Genomic DNA, 15231 nt, shown 5'->3' with positions numbered 1-15231 from the left:
ACACAGAAGTTAAGCTCACTTGTGCCGAAGATAGTTCGCTGGAAACGGCGCGTGAAAATAGGTAGTCGCCGACTTGAACAGAAAGCTCTGAGATGAAAGTCTTAGGGCTTTTTTGTTTGCATTTTGGGGCAAAAAATAGTATCATAAAGGCAGAAACTTATACTTTCTACAGATTTTCCTGTTACACTGAATGCACAAGGAAAGGAGAGCCTGTATGGAAAAATTGACGAAAAAAGGGCTGGACGGTACCCAGCTCAAGACCATTGCACTGGTGCTGATGGTACTGGATCACATTCATTATTTCTTCGAGTTCACCGGCTGCATCCCGACGGTGTTCAGTATGCTGGGGCGGCTCAGTGCGCCGCTGTTTCTGTTCTGCACGGTAGAGGGCTTTGCCCATACCCATGACCGCAGGCGGTATTTTATCCGCATCTGGGCTATCGGCGCAGCCATGGCGGCGCTGGAATTTTTTATGATTTACGCCAAGGCCTTCCGGCGCGGGGATGGCTTCTACCCGCAGAATGCTATTTTTCAGGATCTTGTGCTGCTGTGCATCGTCTGGCAGGGCATTGACTGGCTGCGGGAGAAAAAATTCGCAAAGGGCATTGGCGCCATTGCCGCCGTTTTGTGCTGGCCGTATGTGGTGGTAGTATTTCTGCTGCTCTTCCCCGGGGTACAGGAGATGCCCATTGCTTCAACGATCGTGGCCTTTGTCATTACAAGCCCGCTGCCCATGTGGACAACCATCACGGACGGCGGCTGGAGCTTTTTGCTGGGCGGTGTGCTGCTGTATGCCCTGCGGGGGCATCGCCGCGTACAGCTGACGGCATGGGCCGTGCTCATTTTCCTGTGTGATTTTGTGCTGACCTTTGGGATGGCTTGCCGACAGGATGGCTTTGTCTGGACGCAGATGTTCACCGACTACTACGAGTGGTTCGGCGTAGCGGCGGTGCTGCTGATGCTGCTGTACAACGGGCAGCGCGGCAGCGGACACAAGCAGCTGTTCTACTGGTTCTACCCCGCCCATGTGTATCTGCTGTATGGGGCATCCTGCCTTGTTTATAACGTGTTGAGGTGATCTTGTGGCAAACATTCTGGCCGTGGACGACAATCTGGAGCTCTGCAAGCTGATCTGCACCGCTCTGGAGCGGGACGGTCACCGGGTAGAAACGCGGCAGGCGGGCGGGGCGTTGACCGAACCGCTATGCCGCTGGGCAGACTGCATCCTGCTGGATGTGATGATGCCCGGGGAGGACGGCTTTGCGGTCTGTCGGCGCATCCGCAGCCTGACCGAAGCACCCATTCTGTTTCTGAGCGCCCGCACCGACGAGGCTGCCGTGCTGGAGGGACTGGGCATCGGAGCAGACGACTTTTTGTCCAAGCCCTTCCGGGTGGCTGAGCTGCGGGCGCGGGTAGCGGCGCATCTGCGGCGGCAAAGCCGCACCCCGGCACACCGGATGGTGCGCAGCGGCGTGGCCTTTGACCTGACCGCCCGGAGCGCGGCGGTAGAGGGGAAGGCGCTGCCCTTGACCCGCTCGGAGTATGCCATCTGCGAGTATCTGGCGCTGCACGCCGGGCAGACCTTTACCAAGGAACAAATTTACGAAGCAGTTTTTGGCATTGACGGCACTGCGGACGACACCGCCGTGACCCAGCACATCAAGAATATCCGGGCAAAGCTGCGGGCGGCGGGCGTGCCGGAGCCGGAAAAGCTGCTTAATACCGTATGGGGCGTGGGGTACCGATGGAAAAGCGAAGACTGATTTCTCTGCGCAGTGTGCTGCTGCAATATCTGGTGCGCACGGCGCTGGCCTGCCTGCTGGTCGCGGTGGGGTGGCTGCTGGTGCTGCTGTTGTGGATCCAGAACAGCGGGCTGTTCCTGCCCGCGAATCAGGCCGCGCAGGCCTGCCAGAAAGCCGCACAGGACGTTTTGCCGGGCATGACCGCCGCTACTTTTGACGAAACGCAGCTGGACTCCTTGTGCCGGTACGCCCTGTTTGCCGCGCCGGACAGCAGCGAGGTGCTGGCCACCAACATGGATGCCGAGCACTTGCAGCGGGCAATGGAGAACCGGCAGGGGAAAACCCGCTGGCATTTTGGTTACACACAGTATTATATGACGTCGAAATTGCAGGACGGAACGGTCTGTCTGCTGCAATTTGACTATGCCGTGCCCTATGCCAACCCTGCGCTGCGGGGCGTGCTGCCGGATATGCAGACCGTGCACTGCATTCTGGGCATTCTGCTGCTGATAGGGGCAGTGGTGTGGAGCACCCACAGGACAGGGCGCTTCCTGACCCGGGAGACCGAAAAGCTGACCGCCGCCGCGCAGGCGGTGGCGCGGAAGGATCTGGACAGCGCGGTGTTTTCCGGCGCGAAGGTGCGGGAGTACGAGAGCGCTTTGCAGGCGCTGCAAACCATGGGCGATGAACTGACCGGTAGCCTGCAGAAGCAGTGGGACATGGAGCAGCGGCAGCGGGAGCAGATCATTCGGCTGTCCCACAAGCTGAAAACGCCGCTGACCATCATCAAGGGCAACGCGGAGCTGCTGGCGGAGGATGACCTGACTGAGGAACAGCGGGCGCAGGTGGAAGCGATTCTGCAGGGCGCAGAGCAGACCCGCGCCTATCTTGGCAAGATCCGCGCCGAAGTGCAGACACCACTGAAATACAAAACGAAAAAGAATGACAAAACATGCCGAATCGTAGAAAACTGAACGGCAAACGGTAGCCCCGCCCGGAGAATGTTCCGGGCGGGGCTGCTTCGGGATTGCACGATGAGGCAGAATCTGGTATGATGGAAAAAAGCGGAAGAACCGCACGAAAAGGACGTCCCAAATCGTATTCCGAGTGAGGTGAGGAAGATGAAACTGCTTTTTAGACAGCGTGCATTCAGCTGGTTTGACAGCTACGACATCTACGACGAAAACGAAAACACCGTGTATGTGGTCAAGGGGCAGCTGTCCTGGGGGCACTGCCTGAAGATCTACGACCCGGAAGAACAGCAGGAGCTGGGCACCGTCAAGGAAGAGATCCTGACCTGGCTGCCCAAGTTTGAGCTGTACGAGGGCGAGACCTGCATCGGTACCCTGAAAAAGGAGCTGACCTTCTTCAAGCCGAAGTACAACATCGACTTCAACGGCTGGCATGTGGAGGGCGATGTATTCGAGTGGGACTATACCATCACCGGCCCGGACGGCGGCACGGTGGCTGCCGTGTCCAAGGAACCGTTCCACTGGACGGACACCTACGTTCTGGACATCACCGACCCGAAGGATGCGCTTTATGTGCTGATGTTCGTGTTGGCCATCGACGCGGAAAAGTGCTCGCGGAACTGACCCGGATCAACGAAAAAAAGAGGAACGACAGCTGTCGTTCCTCTTTTTGTATAGCAGATTCTTTACTGGTTGTCGGCCACCATCATCTTGCTGGCCTTGTAGATGTCGCCGCAGCCGAGGGTGATGACCAGATCGCCCTCCCGGGCGTTCTGCTTGACCCACTCGGCGGCCTCCTCCAGACTGTTCACCAGAACAGAGCCGGGGATCTGAGCGGCCAGTTTTGCACTGGTAATGGTGGGATCGTTGGGCTCACGGCTGCCCATGATGGGAGTGAGCACCGTGATGTCGGGGATCTTGAGCACATCCACAAAGTCGTTGAACAGCATCTTGGTGCGGCTGTATGTAAACGGCTGGTGGACGGCGATCAGACGCTTGTAGCCCATCTCCTTGGCAGTGTTCAGGGTAGCGCGCAGCTCGGTGGGATGATGTGCATAATCGTCCACGACCAAAGCGCCGTTACACTCGCCGTAGACCTCAAAGCGGCGGCCGGCACCCTTGAAGTTCAGGGCGGCATCGGCGCACTGCTCCACGGTCAGACCGACGAAGCGGCAGACGGCGCACATGGCAAGCGCATTGTAAATGTTGTGGTAGCCGGGCACGGCCAGCCGGATATGGCCGGTGACCTTGTTCCACTCCTTCAGGTCGAACTCAAAGAAGCCGGGCTTGTATTCATTTACGTTCAATGCCTGATAATCGCCGTCGTTCTGGATGCCAAAGGTGCGCACGCGGCGGTCCAGCGTGTACATGACATCCATGGTGTTCTTGTCGTCCGCATTGGCAAAGATCATGAACTTGGTCATCAGGGCAAAGCGCTTGAAGGCAAACTTCAGTTCGCCCATGCTGCCGTAGTAATCCAGATGGTCGTTGTCGATGTTCAGCACAACGGACAGATAGGGGGTCAGCTTGAGGAAGGTCTCGGCGAACTCGCAGGACTCAATTACGATATCGTCGCCCTTGCCAGCCTTGCCGTAGCCATTGATCAGCGGAAGCTTGCCGCCGATGACGGCAGACGGGTCGCGGCCTGCCAGCTCCAGCGCAGTGGTGATCATGGAAGTGGTGGTGGTTTTGCCATGGGTGCCGGAGACGCAGATGCTCTGCTTGTACAGGCGGCTCACATAACCCAGCAGAACGCTGCGCTCGATGGTGGGGATGCCGTAGGAGGCAGCGGCATTCAGTTCCACGTTATCTTTGGAAATGGCGGCAGAGTAGACCACCATGTCGGTGCCGATCACATTATCGGCGCTGTGACCCAGGCTGACCTTGACACCCATCTCACGCTCGTAGCGGATGATGCTGCCATCCAGCACATCGCTGCCGGAGATCTCGTAGCCTTTTGCGGCAAGGATCTGGATGAGCGGATACATGCCGCTGCCGCCGCAGCCGATGAAGTGAATCTTTTTTACATTGTCCAGCAGGTGCTGGTTGTAATCGGTGTACATGAACATATAAGGCAACCTCCAAATAAATAACGGCCGCAGAGCAGACCGATTCAATCCATTCTATTAGGATACATCTTATTATATAATTTTTGGCGGACAAAATAAACAGGTAAACCCGAATTTTCGGAAAGAACCATAAATCCAATTCGGAATTTGTGATAAGTGTACAAGAAAACCGAAACCGGGAACTTCTTCATAAAAGATTTACATTTGCCTTTACAAAATACTTAACAACTTTGAATCATCTGTGGTAAAATAGAAAAGGACAATTTTTTAAGGAATCGTCGGTGCGGCCGACAGAGGATGCAGAACGGTTTTATAAAAGGAGAAATAATGTGAGAATCAAGATCACAGCGGACAGCACCTGCGACCTGTCCGAAGAGCTTTTGGCACAGTGGGACATTGCCCTGATGCCCATGCACATTCTGATGGGTGAGGATAGCTATCTGGACGGCGTAACGATCCACCCGGCAGATGTGTTTGCCTATGTGAATGCGGGCGGCAAAATGCCCAAATCCGCCGCCGCAAATCTGGTGGAATATACCGAATTTTTTGAGCCGTTTGCCAAAGAGTGCGATGCGGTGATCCATATTTCGGTCAGCAGCAAGCTTTCGTCCTGCTTCCAGAATGCGAAGCTGGCGGCAGGCGAATTCGAGAATGTTTATGTGGTGGACAGCCAGAATATCTGTACCGGGCAGGGCTATCTGGTGCTGAAAGCGGCCAAGTGGGCTGCAGATGGCCTGCCTCCCCGCAACATTACGATGCGGCTGCAGAGCCTTGCCAAACGGGTAGAGCTGAGCTTTGTACTGGACAGGCTGGACTTTATGGCCAAGAGCGGCCGCTGCTCCGGTGTGCTGGCCTTCGGGGCAAACTTGCTGGGCATCAAGCCCGCACTGGAAGTGATCGACGGCGAGCTGAAGGTAGTCAAAAAATACCGCGGCAGCCTGCCCATCTGCGTGGGCAAGTACATCACCGACCGTCTGGTGGAACGCGACGACATCGAGGATAGCCTTGTGTTCATCTCCTCCTGCCAGCCGAAGCCTGGCTGCATGGACGCAGTGAAGGCGGGGCTGAAGAAATACGGCAGCTTCAAGGAATGCCACGAGACAGACATCGGCACCACCATCGGCGGCTATTCCGGCCCGGGTACCATTGGCATCGTGTTTGCACGGAAGGAAAAATAAAAAAGTGGCTGTTGCACATGCGACAGCCACTTTTTCTCACTGGGAGCGGCGTTTTAAAATTTCATCCAGAATGGCATCGGCCACATCGGCCTTGCTCATCAGCGGCAGCTCACGGGTGCCGTCCGGGGTAATGAGGGTGACTACATTGGTGTCCACACCAAAACCGGCACCGGCCACTTTCAGGTTGTTGGCAACCACCATGTCCAGATTCTTTTTGGTCAGCTTTGCAGAGGAGTTTTCCACAAGATCGCGGGTCTCCATGGAAAAACCGCACAGGAACTGGTGGGTCTTTTTGGGGCCGATGGTGCCCAGAATATCCGGCGTGCGTTCCAGAGGGATGGACATGTCGCCGTCCTTTTTTTTGATCTTGTCGTTTGCCACGGCAGCGGGGCGGTAGTCGGCCACGGCAGCGGCCATAATGAGCACATCCGTAGCATCAAAGCGGCTGGTGACGGCTTCGTACATCTGCTGAGCAGTGGTCACGGGCACATCGGTGGTAAACTTGACCGGCTGCAGGGCAGTCTCGCCGTGGATAAGGGTGACATCCGCGCCGCGCATGGCGGCGGCACGGGCAAGGGCATAGCCCATCTTGCCGGTGGAATGGTTGGTGAGGTAGCGCACCGGGTCCAGCGGCTCCTGCGTGGGGCCGGCGGTGACGGCAATGCGCAGACCGGCAAGATCTTTGGGCCGGGCAATGGCATGCAGGATATACTCAATCAGCACATCTTCCTTAGGCAGACGGCCGCTGCCAACATCCTTGCAGGCCAGCACGCCGCTCTCGGAGGGGATCACCGTGAAGCCGTAGCGTTCCAGCGTGGCGATATTATCCTGCGTGATGGGGTTTTCCAGCATTCCGGTATTCATGGCCGGAGAAACGAGCTTGGGGCACTTTGCAGCCAACACTGTGGTGGTGAGCATATCATCGGCGATGCCGTGGGCCATCTTGGCGATGACGTTGGCAGTGGCCGGGGCGACAAGGATCACATCGGCTTTTTTTGCCAGCGAGATGTGGGTGACTTCAAACTTGAAATCCCGGTCAAAGGTATCCACCATGCACTTGTGGCCGGTAAGCGTTTCAAATGTAACAGGGGTGATGAACTGGGTCGCATTTTTGGTCATGATGACTTCCACATCGGCTCCCAGCTTGCGCAGTGCGCTGGCCACGTTGGCCATTTTATAGGCGGCAATGCCGCCGCTTACGCCCAGAAGGACGCATTTTCCGTTCAGATCCATTGGTAAAACCTCCTGCAAAAACGTACTGTTTCCACATTTCTTACCTTAGTATAATGCAAAAGTTCCGCCAGCACAACAAAATCTTTGTACAGGCTTGTAACTGGGAACAAAATGCGGTAAAATACAGCTTGACAAAGAATAGACAGACTGCGGTGAGGGGCAGGCCATCGGGGAGCTTTCTCCGCCGTCCTGCCGGATACTGCCGCGTTATAAAGGGAAAACAGAATTATGATCTTAGCCATTGATATAGGCAACACCACCGTCGCCCTTGGGGGCATTCGGGACGGACGTGTATGCTTTGTGGCGCGCATGGACACGGTGCGCACCCGCACGGCTGCAGAATATCGTGTCGAAATGGATAAAATTTTTGCGCACCGCCGCCATCCTGAGCGCCCCATGCGCTTTGAGGGCGCTGTGCTCACCAGCGTGGTGCCCCAGATCACCGGGGCACTGGCTGAGTGCGCCCGCCATTATACGGGCAGGAAGCCGGTCATCGTTTCGCCGGAGATCCGAACCGGACTGACCATGGGCGTGGATGAACCCCACGCCGTGGGCAAGGATCGCCTTGTGGATGCGGCTTATGCGGCGGCAAATTTTCCGCTGCCGGTGGTCACGGTGGATCTTGGCACTGCCACGACCTTTAATGTGGTGGACGAGAACCGCGTGTTTCGGGGCGGTGTCATCTGCCCGGGGCTTTCCACCGGGCTGCGGGCACTGGGTGACCGCTGTGCCCAGCTGCCGCAGGTGCATCTTGGCTCGCCCAAAAGCGCCATTGGCACCAACACCGAAAAATGCATGCTGTCCGGCTCCGTGATGGGCACGGCTGTGCTCATTGACGGCATGGTGCAGCGCATTGAGGAAGAGCTTGGCCGTCCGGTCACTCTGGTGGTAACAGGAGGGCTGGCAAAGTATGTGACACCGCTGTGCCGCCACCCGCTGACCTACGACCCGGAGCTGCTGATGAAGGGACTTGCCCTTTTGTACCAGCTCAATGCGTCCCAGCCGCAGCACCACAGTGCGGGCGGCGGCAGGCACTATGGCCGGCAGAACCAGCACGGCCATGCAAAACAGCGCACCTACCCCAAAAAGCGCACCCGCCGCGAGCCGGAAGCGCTGGTAGGCTGACCAACGACAGGATGGGGAGAAAAATCAGATGAAATTAGGCATTCTTGGCACGGGCAAGATCGTGCGGGAATTTTTGCCATGGCTTGCAGAGCACACGCCTTTTACGGTGCAGGCCATCTGCAGCACCGAGCGCAGCGCCGAGCTGGCTCAGAGCCTTTGCGGCCAGTACGGCGTGCCGCAGCACACCACCAATTTTCTGGAACTGCTGCAGTGGGTGGATGTGGTGTACATTGCAGTGCCGAACCTGCAGCATGTGCGCTATGCCCGCGTGGCGCTGGAAGCAGGCAAACATGTTATTGTGGAAAAGCCGCTGGCACCCACGGCGGCCCAGACTGAAGAACTGGTAAATTTGGCACGGCACAAAAGGGTGTTCCTGTTTGAAGCCATCACCACCCAGTACCTTGAAAACTACGCAAAGATCCGGGAGCTGCTGCCCCGCATTGGCACCGTGAAGCTGGTACAGTGCAATTTCAGCCAGTATTCCAGCCGGTACGATGCCTTCTGTGCAGGCGATGTACAGCCTGCCTTTGACCCGGCCTGTGCCGGCGGTGCCCTGATGGATCTTGGCGTATATAATGTAAGCTACATCGTGGGCCTGTTCGGGGAGCCGAATCAGGCCAAATATACCGCCAACATGGAGCGCGGCATCGACACCAGCGGCATCCTGACCATGGATTACAGCGGCTTCAAGGCCGTGAGCATCGCCGCCAAGGACTGCGCGGCCCCGGCCCGGTACATCATTCAGGGCACGAAGGGCTATATTCTGCAGAAGTCCACCGCCAACTGCTGCGGCGGCATCACCTTCCACCCTAACGAGGGCAAGGAAGAGCACTATAACCTGAATGGCGGCAGGCCCCGGCAGGCGGCAGAGTTTGAAGCCTTTGCCCGTGCGCTGGAGAGCGGAGATCAGGAACTGTGCGGCCGGATGCAGGATACCACCATCGCGGTGAGCCGTGTGCTCACGGTGGCCCGCCGCAATGCGGGCATCCGCTTCCCGTGCGACCACTGAAAAAGCTTTTCCCATTGGAACACGCCCTGACAAAAACGCGCTCCAAATTGTTTGAATATTTACTTTAAAACCCGCATAGAGCGGGCAGGTTTGCGCCGTATCCGACGTATAGGGCGGAACGGCAGCAGGAGGAAAACTGAATATGAAAAATACGAAAACTCTTACCCGTGTGGCGCTGTTGGTTGCCATTGAGCTGGTCATGAAGATGGTGGGTCTGGGCAGCGTGCCTGTGGGCCCGCTGTACATGAGTTTCCTGACCCTTCCCATTGCAGTGGGTGCCATCACCATGGGCCCCGCTGTGGGCGCGCTGCTGGGCGGTGTGTTCGGCGCAGTGAGCTTCTACGATGCCATCACCGGTGCTTCCGCCATGACCGGCGCACTGTTTCAGGTGAGCCCCGTCAACACCTTTATCCTGTGCGTGGGTATGCGCGTGCTGATGGGCCTGTGCTGCGGCCTGATCTTCAGCGGCCTGAAGCGCTTTGACAAGCCCGGCACCTGGAGCTACATCCTCAGCGCCATGAGCGCACCGTTCCTGAACACGGTGTTCTTCATGGGCTGGATCGTGCTGGCCTTCTACGGCTGTGACTACGTGCAGAACCTCGTGTCCGTCAAGGGTGCTGCGAACCCCTTCATGTTCGTGGTGCTGCTGGTCGGCGTGCAGGGTGTGGCCGAGTTCCTTGTCTCCGGCATTCTGGGCGGCATCGTAGCCCGTGCTGTGGCAAAGTTCGTAAAATAAAAGATGTGCCGGATGTCAGGGCGGCGCATTCTATAATCGTGATAAAAAACTCCTCCGGCGAAAGCTGGAGGAGTTTTTTCACAACAAATATTTCTCCTGCATAGGATGGCCCACGAGCAGGCAAAGGGGGATGCGGCATGGAAGCGAAAAAGCTGTTTGTGGTGGTGGGCACCGATGCCCGGCAGGCGGCGGCAGGCCGGGTGCTGGAACGGGCAGGTTATGCGGTGGGCGGAGCCGAACAGGTTGCACTGGCAGATTATATCCTGCTGCCTCTGCCGCTGGATGCGGCCCGCACCCCGCTGGCAGAGCTGCTGCGGGCCGCAAAGCCCGGTGCGGTGGCACTGGGCGGCAGGCTCTCAGTTCAGGCAAAGACCATCGCACAGGAAGCTGGCGTGGAGCTGGTGGATTACTTTGCCCGACCGGAGCTGACGGTGTACAATGCCATCCCTACGGCGGAGGGCTGCATTGGCATCCTGCTGGCCGAGCGCACCCGTACCCTGTGGGGCACAAACCTTCTGCTGCTGGGCTTTGGCCCGGTGGGGCAGGCGCTGGGGGCACGGCTGGCGGCACTGGGGGCAAATGTGACTGTCTGTGCCCGGCGCGCCGAACAGCGTGCGCTGGCCGAGAGCCTTGGTCTGCGGGGTGCAGAGCTTGCCCGGCTGGCCGCGCTGGCTCCGGCCTTTGATACGGTGGTGAACACCATCCCGGCCCCGGTGCTGACCGAGCCGGTGCTGGCGGCTCTGCGGCCCGGCAGCCTGATCGTGGATCTGGCATCAAAGCCCGGCGGCACCGACTTTGCTGCGGCGCAGCGGCTGGGCTGCAAGGCCATCCATGCGCTCAGCCTGCCCGCCGCCTGTGCGCCGGACACGGCCGGGGAAGCGGTGGCACGCACCGTGCTGACCATTTTGCGGGAGCGGGAGGAACACACATGAGAACGCAGAAAAAAGGACGCATTGCATTTGCGGTGTGCGGCAGCTTCTGCACACTGGAAGCGGCGCTTGCGGCAGCGCAGCAGCTGACAGAACAGGGCTGGGAGCTGCTGCCCATCATGAGCTTTGCCGCAAAGCAGGATACCCGCTTTGGCACCGGGCAGTTTTGGCAGGAACGGCTGGAAGCCCTTACCGGCCATGCAGTGCTGGACACATTGCAGGCCGTGGAGCCGCTTGGCCCTAAAAAGCTGGTCAGTGCACTGGTGATCGCGCCCTGCACCGGGGCCACGCTGGCACGGCTTGCGGCGGGGCTTTCCGATACGCCGGTGACGCTGGCGGCAAAGAGCCTGCTGCGGGTGGGGTGCCCGGTTCTGGTGGGCGTTTCCACAAACGACGGCCTGGGCGCATCGTGGGAGAACATGGCCCGGCTCTACCAGCGCAAGCACTATTATTTTGTGCCCTACGGGCAGGATGACCCCACCCACAAGCCCAACAGCCTGAAAGCGGACTTTGCCCGTCTGCCCGCTGCACTGGACGCTGCGCTGGCCGGGCTGCAGCTGCAGCCCGTTCTGCTGCAAAACAACGTCTGAATGGCTTTTCAGCCGGGACAAAATGTGGTATACTGAATTTGATGCTTTGCCGGTGCAGTACGACGGGCAGAAAAACGCTCAATGGAGAAAAACCAGATGAAAAAACTGACAGCGGCGCTGTGCGTTGTGCTGCTTATGATCTGCGTGTTCGTGCCGGGGGCAGCGGCGGCTGGCCCTGCCCTTGGTGCCACCCGCGCTTACTGCATCATCGATGCAGACACCGGCCTTGTGCTGGCACAGCAGAATATGAACGAAGAGCTGCACCCGGCATCCATCACCAAGGTGATGACGCTGGGCCTTGCCTGCGAAAAGGCGCAGGGGAACTGGGATGATATAAAGCTCACCGTGACCCACGAGGATGTTTACTCGCTGGCGGGCACCGATTCCAGTCACATTGCCCTGCGCGAGGGCGAAGAAGTGCCCCTGACCGATGCACTGTACGCCACCCAGATGGCCAGTGCCAACGACGGCGCGAACCTGTTGGCCGAATATGTGGGAGAGGGCACCATCGCGGACGGCGTGGCAAAGATGAATGCGCGGGTAGAAGAGCTGGGCCTTGCGCACACCCACTTTGCAAACCCTCACGGCATCAGCGACGAGGACCACTACACCAGCTGCTACGATATGGCGCAGATCCTGCGCTGGGCACTGGAGCAGCCGGGCTTTGAGCAGGTGTTCACCCGCAATGAGATGTACACCATGGACCCCACCAACATCCAGCCCGTGACCCGCTACTTTTCCCAGCAGGACAAAATGCGCATTGGCTCCAGCCGGTACTACATCTCGTCCATTCTGGGTTCCAAGCTCGGCTATACCAACACGGCCCGCTACAGCTACGCCTGTCTGGCGGAGCAGAACGGCGTCCGGCTCATCTGCGTGACCATGCAGAGCGAGCTGAGCACTGATAAATACAACGATATGCGCACCCTGCTGGACTACGCCTTCAGCACCTTTACCGGCTACACCGACCTGCCCGCGCAGGGCATCACAGCACCGCTGAGCGTGGTGGGCGGCGGCGGGAGCCTTGGCACCGTGACCGTCTCCGACCCCGGCGTGCGGCTGCTGCTGGCCAACGGCCTGACTGCCGACGATGTGGAGGTGACGCTGGAACTGCCGGAAAGCTATGTCCTTGGCTCCGACCCGGAGGTGTACGCTGTGTACACCGTCCACGGCGGCGAAAAGCAGGAGAGCACCAGCGTGCGTGTGGATGCGGAAATTTCCGGCCTGCCTGAACTGCTGGAGAACAGCACCGGTCAGGAGTTGGAAGCGGCCAAGGCGGTAAAGCCCCAAAGCCATGCATTCTGGCTGCTGGGCATCTCGCTGGGGTCCACCGCAGCGGCAGCGCTGGTGACTTTTCTGGTGGTGCGGTTCATCACTTGGCGGAAGAAACGCCGCAGAACGCGCACGGAACAGGGACAGACCCGCCGCGGCAAATAAGCGCAAAAGCCTGCGTCGAACAGACTTTTCCAGATAAAACAAACATGCTTCACAAAAAGAGAGGTACAAAATATGGGCAAGTTTACGTTTACTCAGACCGAGATCCCCGGTGTTGTGGTCATTGAGCCGCAGGTGTTCGGCGACGACCGCGGCTATTTTATGGAGACCTATCAGAAGGATCAGTTTGCCGAAGCCGGCATCGATAAGGAATTCGTGCAGGACAACCAGAGCCGCTCCACCCGCGGCGTGCTGCGCGGCCTGCACTTCCAGAAGGAGCACACGCAGGGCAAGCTGGTGCGCGTGACCAAGGGCGAGGTGTTTGATGTGGCCGTGGACTGCCGCCCGCATAGCGCCACCTTCGGCAAGTGGGTGGGCGTGACCCTGTCCGAGGAGAACAAGAAGATGTTCTACATCCCGGAAGGCTTTGCACACGGTTTTCTGGTGCTGAGCGATGTGGCAGAGTTCTGCTACAAGTGCACCGATGTGTACGATCCCACCAGCGAGGGCGGCATCCCCTACGATGACCCCACCGTGAACGTGCAGTGGCCGGACTGCGGCTGCGAGCACAAGACCAGCGCAAAGGACAAGCTGCACGAGCCCTTTGCTGCACAGAAGTTTGAATATTTTGAAAAGTGGTGATCGCCTGTGGCAAAATTCAAAGCAATGTGGAACGGCTTCTGGTGCTACCGCTATCTGCTGTGGAACCTCGTCAGCCGTGACTTCAAGCTCAAATACCGCCGCAGCGTGCTGGGCGTGGTGTGGAGCGTTCTGAACCCGCTGCTCATGTGCCTTGTGTACTGGGCCGTGTTCAGCAGTCTGATGGACATGCGCGGCAGCGGCATCGACAACTTTGCCGTGTTCCTGATGTGCGGCCAGCTGCTGTTCAACTTCTTCAACGAGGCCACATCCACCGGCATGAGCAGTGTGCTGGGCGCTGCGCCCCTGCTCAAAAAGGTGTATATCCCCAAGTATATCTTCCCGCTGGAAAAGTGCTGCTTTGCCATGGTGAACTGCGTGTTCAGCTTTGTGGCGCTGCTGCTGGTCATGATCTTTACCGGTGCACCCTTCCACCTGACCCTCATCGAGGCGGTCTACCCGCTGGTGACGCTGTTCTTCTTCAGTCTGGGCGTGGGCCTGCTTCTGGCAGCGGCTACCGTGTTCTTCCGGGATATCATGCACATCTGGAGCGTGTTCATCACCGCATTGCTGTATTTTTCCGCCATCTTCTACGACCCCACCCAGATGACCTTTTCCATTGGCGGGTTCAACATGCAGCAGATCATCAAGCTGAACCCCATGTACTGGTACATCACAGGCTTCCGCCGTACCGTAATGTGGGGCATCCCGCTGGATTTCAACATGTTCGCGGTGTGCGGCTGCTGCGCCGTGCTCTCCATGCTGGTGGGCGTGTGGGTGTTCCGCAAAACGCAGGATCGCTTTGTGCTGCATATTTAAGGAGGAAGAACAATGGAACCGATCATCAAAGTGGACAATGTTTCCATGTGCTTCAACCTCTCCAAGGAAAAGCATGAGAGCCTGAAGGAATACTTCCTTGCCATGGTGCAGGGCCGCCTGCAGTACGATGAATTCTACGCCCTCAAGGACGTGAGTCTGGACATCATGCCCGGCGATTTCTACGGCCTTGTGGGTCTGAACGGCTCGGGCAAGTCCACCCTGCTCAAGACCATTGCGGGCGTGTACAAGCCCAGCAAGGGCAAGGTGACGGTCCGCGGCTCCATCGCCCCGCTCATCGAGCTGGGCGCGGGCTTTGATATGGACCTGACTGCCCGCGAGAACATCTACCTGAACGGCACGGTGCTGGGCTTCTCGCCCAAGTATCTGGACGAAAAGTTTGATGAGATCGTGGAGTTCAGCGAGCTGCAGAACTTTCTGGATGTGCCGCTCAAGAACTACTCCTCCGGCATGGTGGCCCGCATCGGCTTTGCCATTGCCACCATCACCAAGCCAGATATCCTCATTGCGGACGAGGTGCTTTCGGTGGGCGATTTCCTGTTCCAGCAGAAGTGCGAAAAGCGGATGCAGGAGCTGATGGCGGGCGGCACCACGGTCATTCTGGTGTCTCACTCCATTGAGCAGATCGAGCGCATGTGCAGCAAGGTGGCATGGCTGAGCCACGGCCACCTGAAAATGAATGGCGATACGGCAACGGTCTGCGCGGCTTACAAGGCAACGCAGCGCGGCGAGGCCTGAT

At 58.3% G+C, this 15231-nt stretch carries 16 protein-coding genes; 14 read left to right on the top strand and 2 right to left on the bottom strand.

Annotation, left to right across the window (positions count from 1 at the left end; all coding sequences use genetic code 11):
- The first annotated feature begins 214 nt into the window (after window positions 1–214).
- The 4 genes from QZL71_RS10025 (at window position 215) to QZL71_RS10010 (ending at window position 3337) form a co-directional block, all read left to right on the top strand.
- The gene (locus QZL71_RS10025; protein WP_294648623.1) at window positions 215–1078 is read left to right on the top strand and encodes a TraX family protein; all 864 of its coding nucleotides are present in this window, start codon (window positions 215–217) and stop codon (window positions 1076–1078) included.
- A gap of 4 nt (window positions 1079–1082) precedes the next feature.
- Window positions 1083–1763, top strand: coding sequence for a response regulator transcription factor (locus QZL71_RS10020; protein ID WP_223388269.1), 681 nt, complete (start codon window positions 1083–1085; stop codon window positions 1761–1763).
- Complete coding sequence (locus QZL71_RS10015) at window positions 1745–2716, top strand: histidine kinase dimerization/phospho-acceptor domain-containing protein (RefSeq protein WP_294648622.1); 972 nt, start codon at window positions 1745–1747, stop codon at window positions 2714–2716. Before QZL71_RS10020 ends, QZL71_RS10015 begins: the two co-directional genes overlap by 19 nt.
- Window positions 2717–2863: 147 nt before the next feature.
- Window positions 2864–3337, top strand: a complete 474-nt coding sequence (locus QZL71_RS10010; RefSeq protein WP_005943839.1) for an LURP-one-related/scramblase family protein — start codon at window positions 2864–2866, stop codon at window positions 3335–3337.
- 62 nt (window positions 3338–3399) lie between these two features.
- On the opposite strand, the gene murC is transcribed toward QZL71_RS10010, so the two are convergent.
- Window positions 3400–4782 carry a UDP-N-acetylmuramate--L-alanine ligase gene (gene murC, locus QZL71_RS10005; RefSeq protein ID WP_294648621.1) on the bottom strand — a complete coding sequence of 461 codons (1383 nt, stop codon included), beginning with the start codon at window positions 4780–4782 and terminating at the stop codon, window positions 3400–3402.
- 329 nt (window positions 4783–5111) lie between these two features.
- Between murC and QZL71_RS10000 the strand changes: the two genes are divergently transcribed.
- Window positions 5112–5960 carry a DegV family protein gene (locus tag QZL71_RS10000; protein WP_120080509.1) on the top strand — a complete coding sequence of 283 codons (849 nt, stop codon included), beginning with the start codon at window positions 5112–5114 and terminating at the stop codon, window positions 5958–5960.
- Between the two features lie 36 nt (window positions 5961–5996).
- Here the strand turns inward: QZL71_RS10000 and coaBC are convergent, their stop codons facing one another.
- Window positions 5997–7193 carry a bifunctional phosphopantothenoylcysteine decarboxylase/phosphopantothenate--cysteine ligase CoaBC gene (gene coaBC / locus QZL71_RS09995; protein WP_097774290.1) on the bottom strand — a complete coding sequence of 399 codons (1197 nt, stop codon included), beginning with the start codon at window positions 7191–7193 and terminating at the stop codon, window positions 5997–5999.
- 228 nt (window positions 7194–7421) lie between these two features.
- Between coaBC and QZL71_RS09990 the strand changes: the two genes are divergently transcribed.
- The 9 genes from QZL71_RS09990 to QZL71_RS09950 all read left to right on the top strand — a co-directional run bounded on the left by QZL71_RS09990 (window position 7422) and on the right by QZL71_RS09950 (window position 15230).
- Window positions 7422–8318, top strand: coding sequence for a type III pantothenate kinase (locus QZL71_RS09990; RefSeq protein WP_097781313.1), 897 nt, complete (start codon window positions 7422–7424; stop codon window positions 8316–8318).
- A 28-nt stretch (window positions 8319–8346) separates the two neighbouring features.
- Entirely contained in the window at window positions 8347–9327 is a 981-nt protein-coding gene (locus tag QZL71_RS09985) for a Gfo/Idh/MocA family protein (RefSeq protein ID WP_291012766.1), read from the top strand.
- A gap of 142 nt (window positions 9328–9469) precedes the next feature.
- Window positions 9470–10063: an ECF transporter S component gene (locus QZL71_RS09980; RefSeq protein ID WP_005943857.1), complete on the top strand. Its 594-nt coding sequence runs from the start codon at window positions 9470–9472 to the stop codon at window positions 10061–10063.
- Between the two features lie 137 nt (window positions 10064–10200).
- Entirely contained in the window at window positions 10201–10995 is a 795-nt protein-coding gene (locus QZL71_RS09975) for an NAD(P)-dependent oxidoreductase (protein WP_294648620.1), read from the top strand.
- On the top strand, window positions 10992–11582 hold the full coding sequence (locus QZL71_RS09970) for a dipicolinate synthase subunit B (RefSeq protein WP_294648619.1): 591 nt from the start codon (window positions 10992–10994) through the stop codon (window positions 11580–11582). Before QZL71_RS09975 ends, QZL71_RS09970 begins: the two co-directional genes overlap by 4 nt.
- Window positions 11583–11678: 96 nt before the next feature.
- Entirely contained in the window at window positions 11679–13019 is a 1341-nt protein-coding gene (locus QZL71_RS09965) for a D-alanyl-D-alanine carboxypeptidase family protein (protein ID WP_294648618.1), read from the top strand.
- A gap of 72 nt (window positions 13020–13091) precedes the next feature.
- Window positions 13092–13658, top strand: a complete 567-nt coding sequence (gene rfbC / locus QZL71_RS09960) for a dTDP-4-dehydrorhamnose 3,5-epimerase (protein WP_097777386.1) — start codon at window positions 13092–13094, stop codon at window positions 13656–13658.
- 6 nt (window positions 13659–13664) lie between these two features.
- Window positions 13665–14474, top strand: a complete 810-nt coding sequence (locus QZL71_RS09955; RefSeq protein WP_223388262.1) for an ABC transporter permease — start codon at window positions 13665–13667, stop codon at window positions 14472–14474.
- A gap of 12 nt (window positions 14475–14486) precedes the next feature.
- The gene (locus tag QZL71_RS09950; protein ID WP_005943870.1) at window positions 14487–15230 is read left to right on the top strand and encodes an ABC transporter ATP-binding protein; all 744 of its coding nucleotides are present in this window, start codon (window positions 14487–14489) and stop codon (window positions 15228–15230) included.
- Window position 15231 lies beyond the last annotated feature (1 nt).

Source organism: uncultured Faecalibacterium sp. (genome assembly GCF_900066275.1).
GTDB lineage: Bacteria > Bacillota > Clostridia > Oscillospirales > Ruminococcaceae > Faecalibacterium > Faecalibacterium taiwanense.
This window is presented reverse-complemented; position numbering and strand designations above follow the sequence as displayed.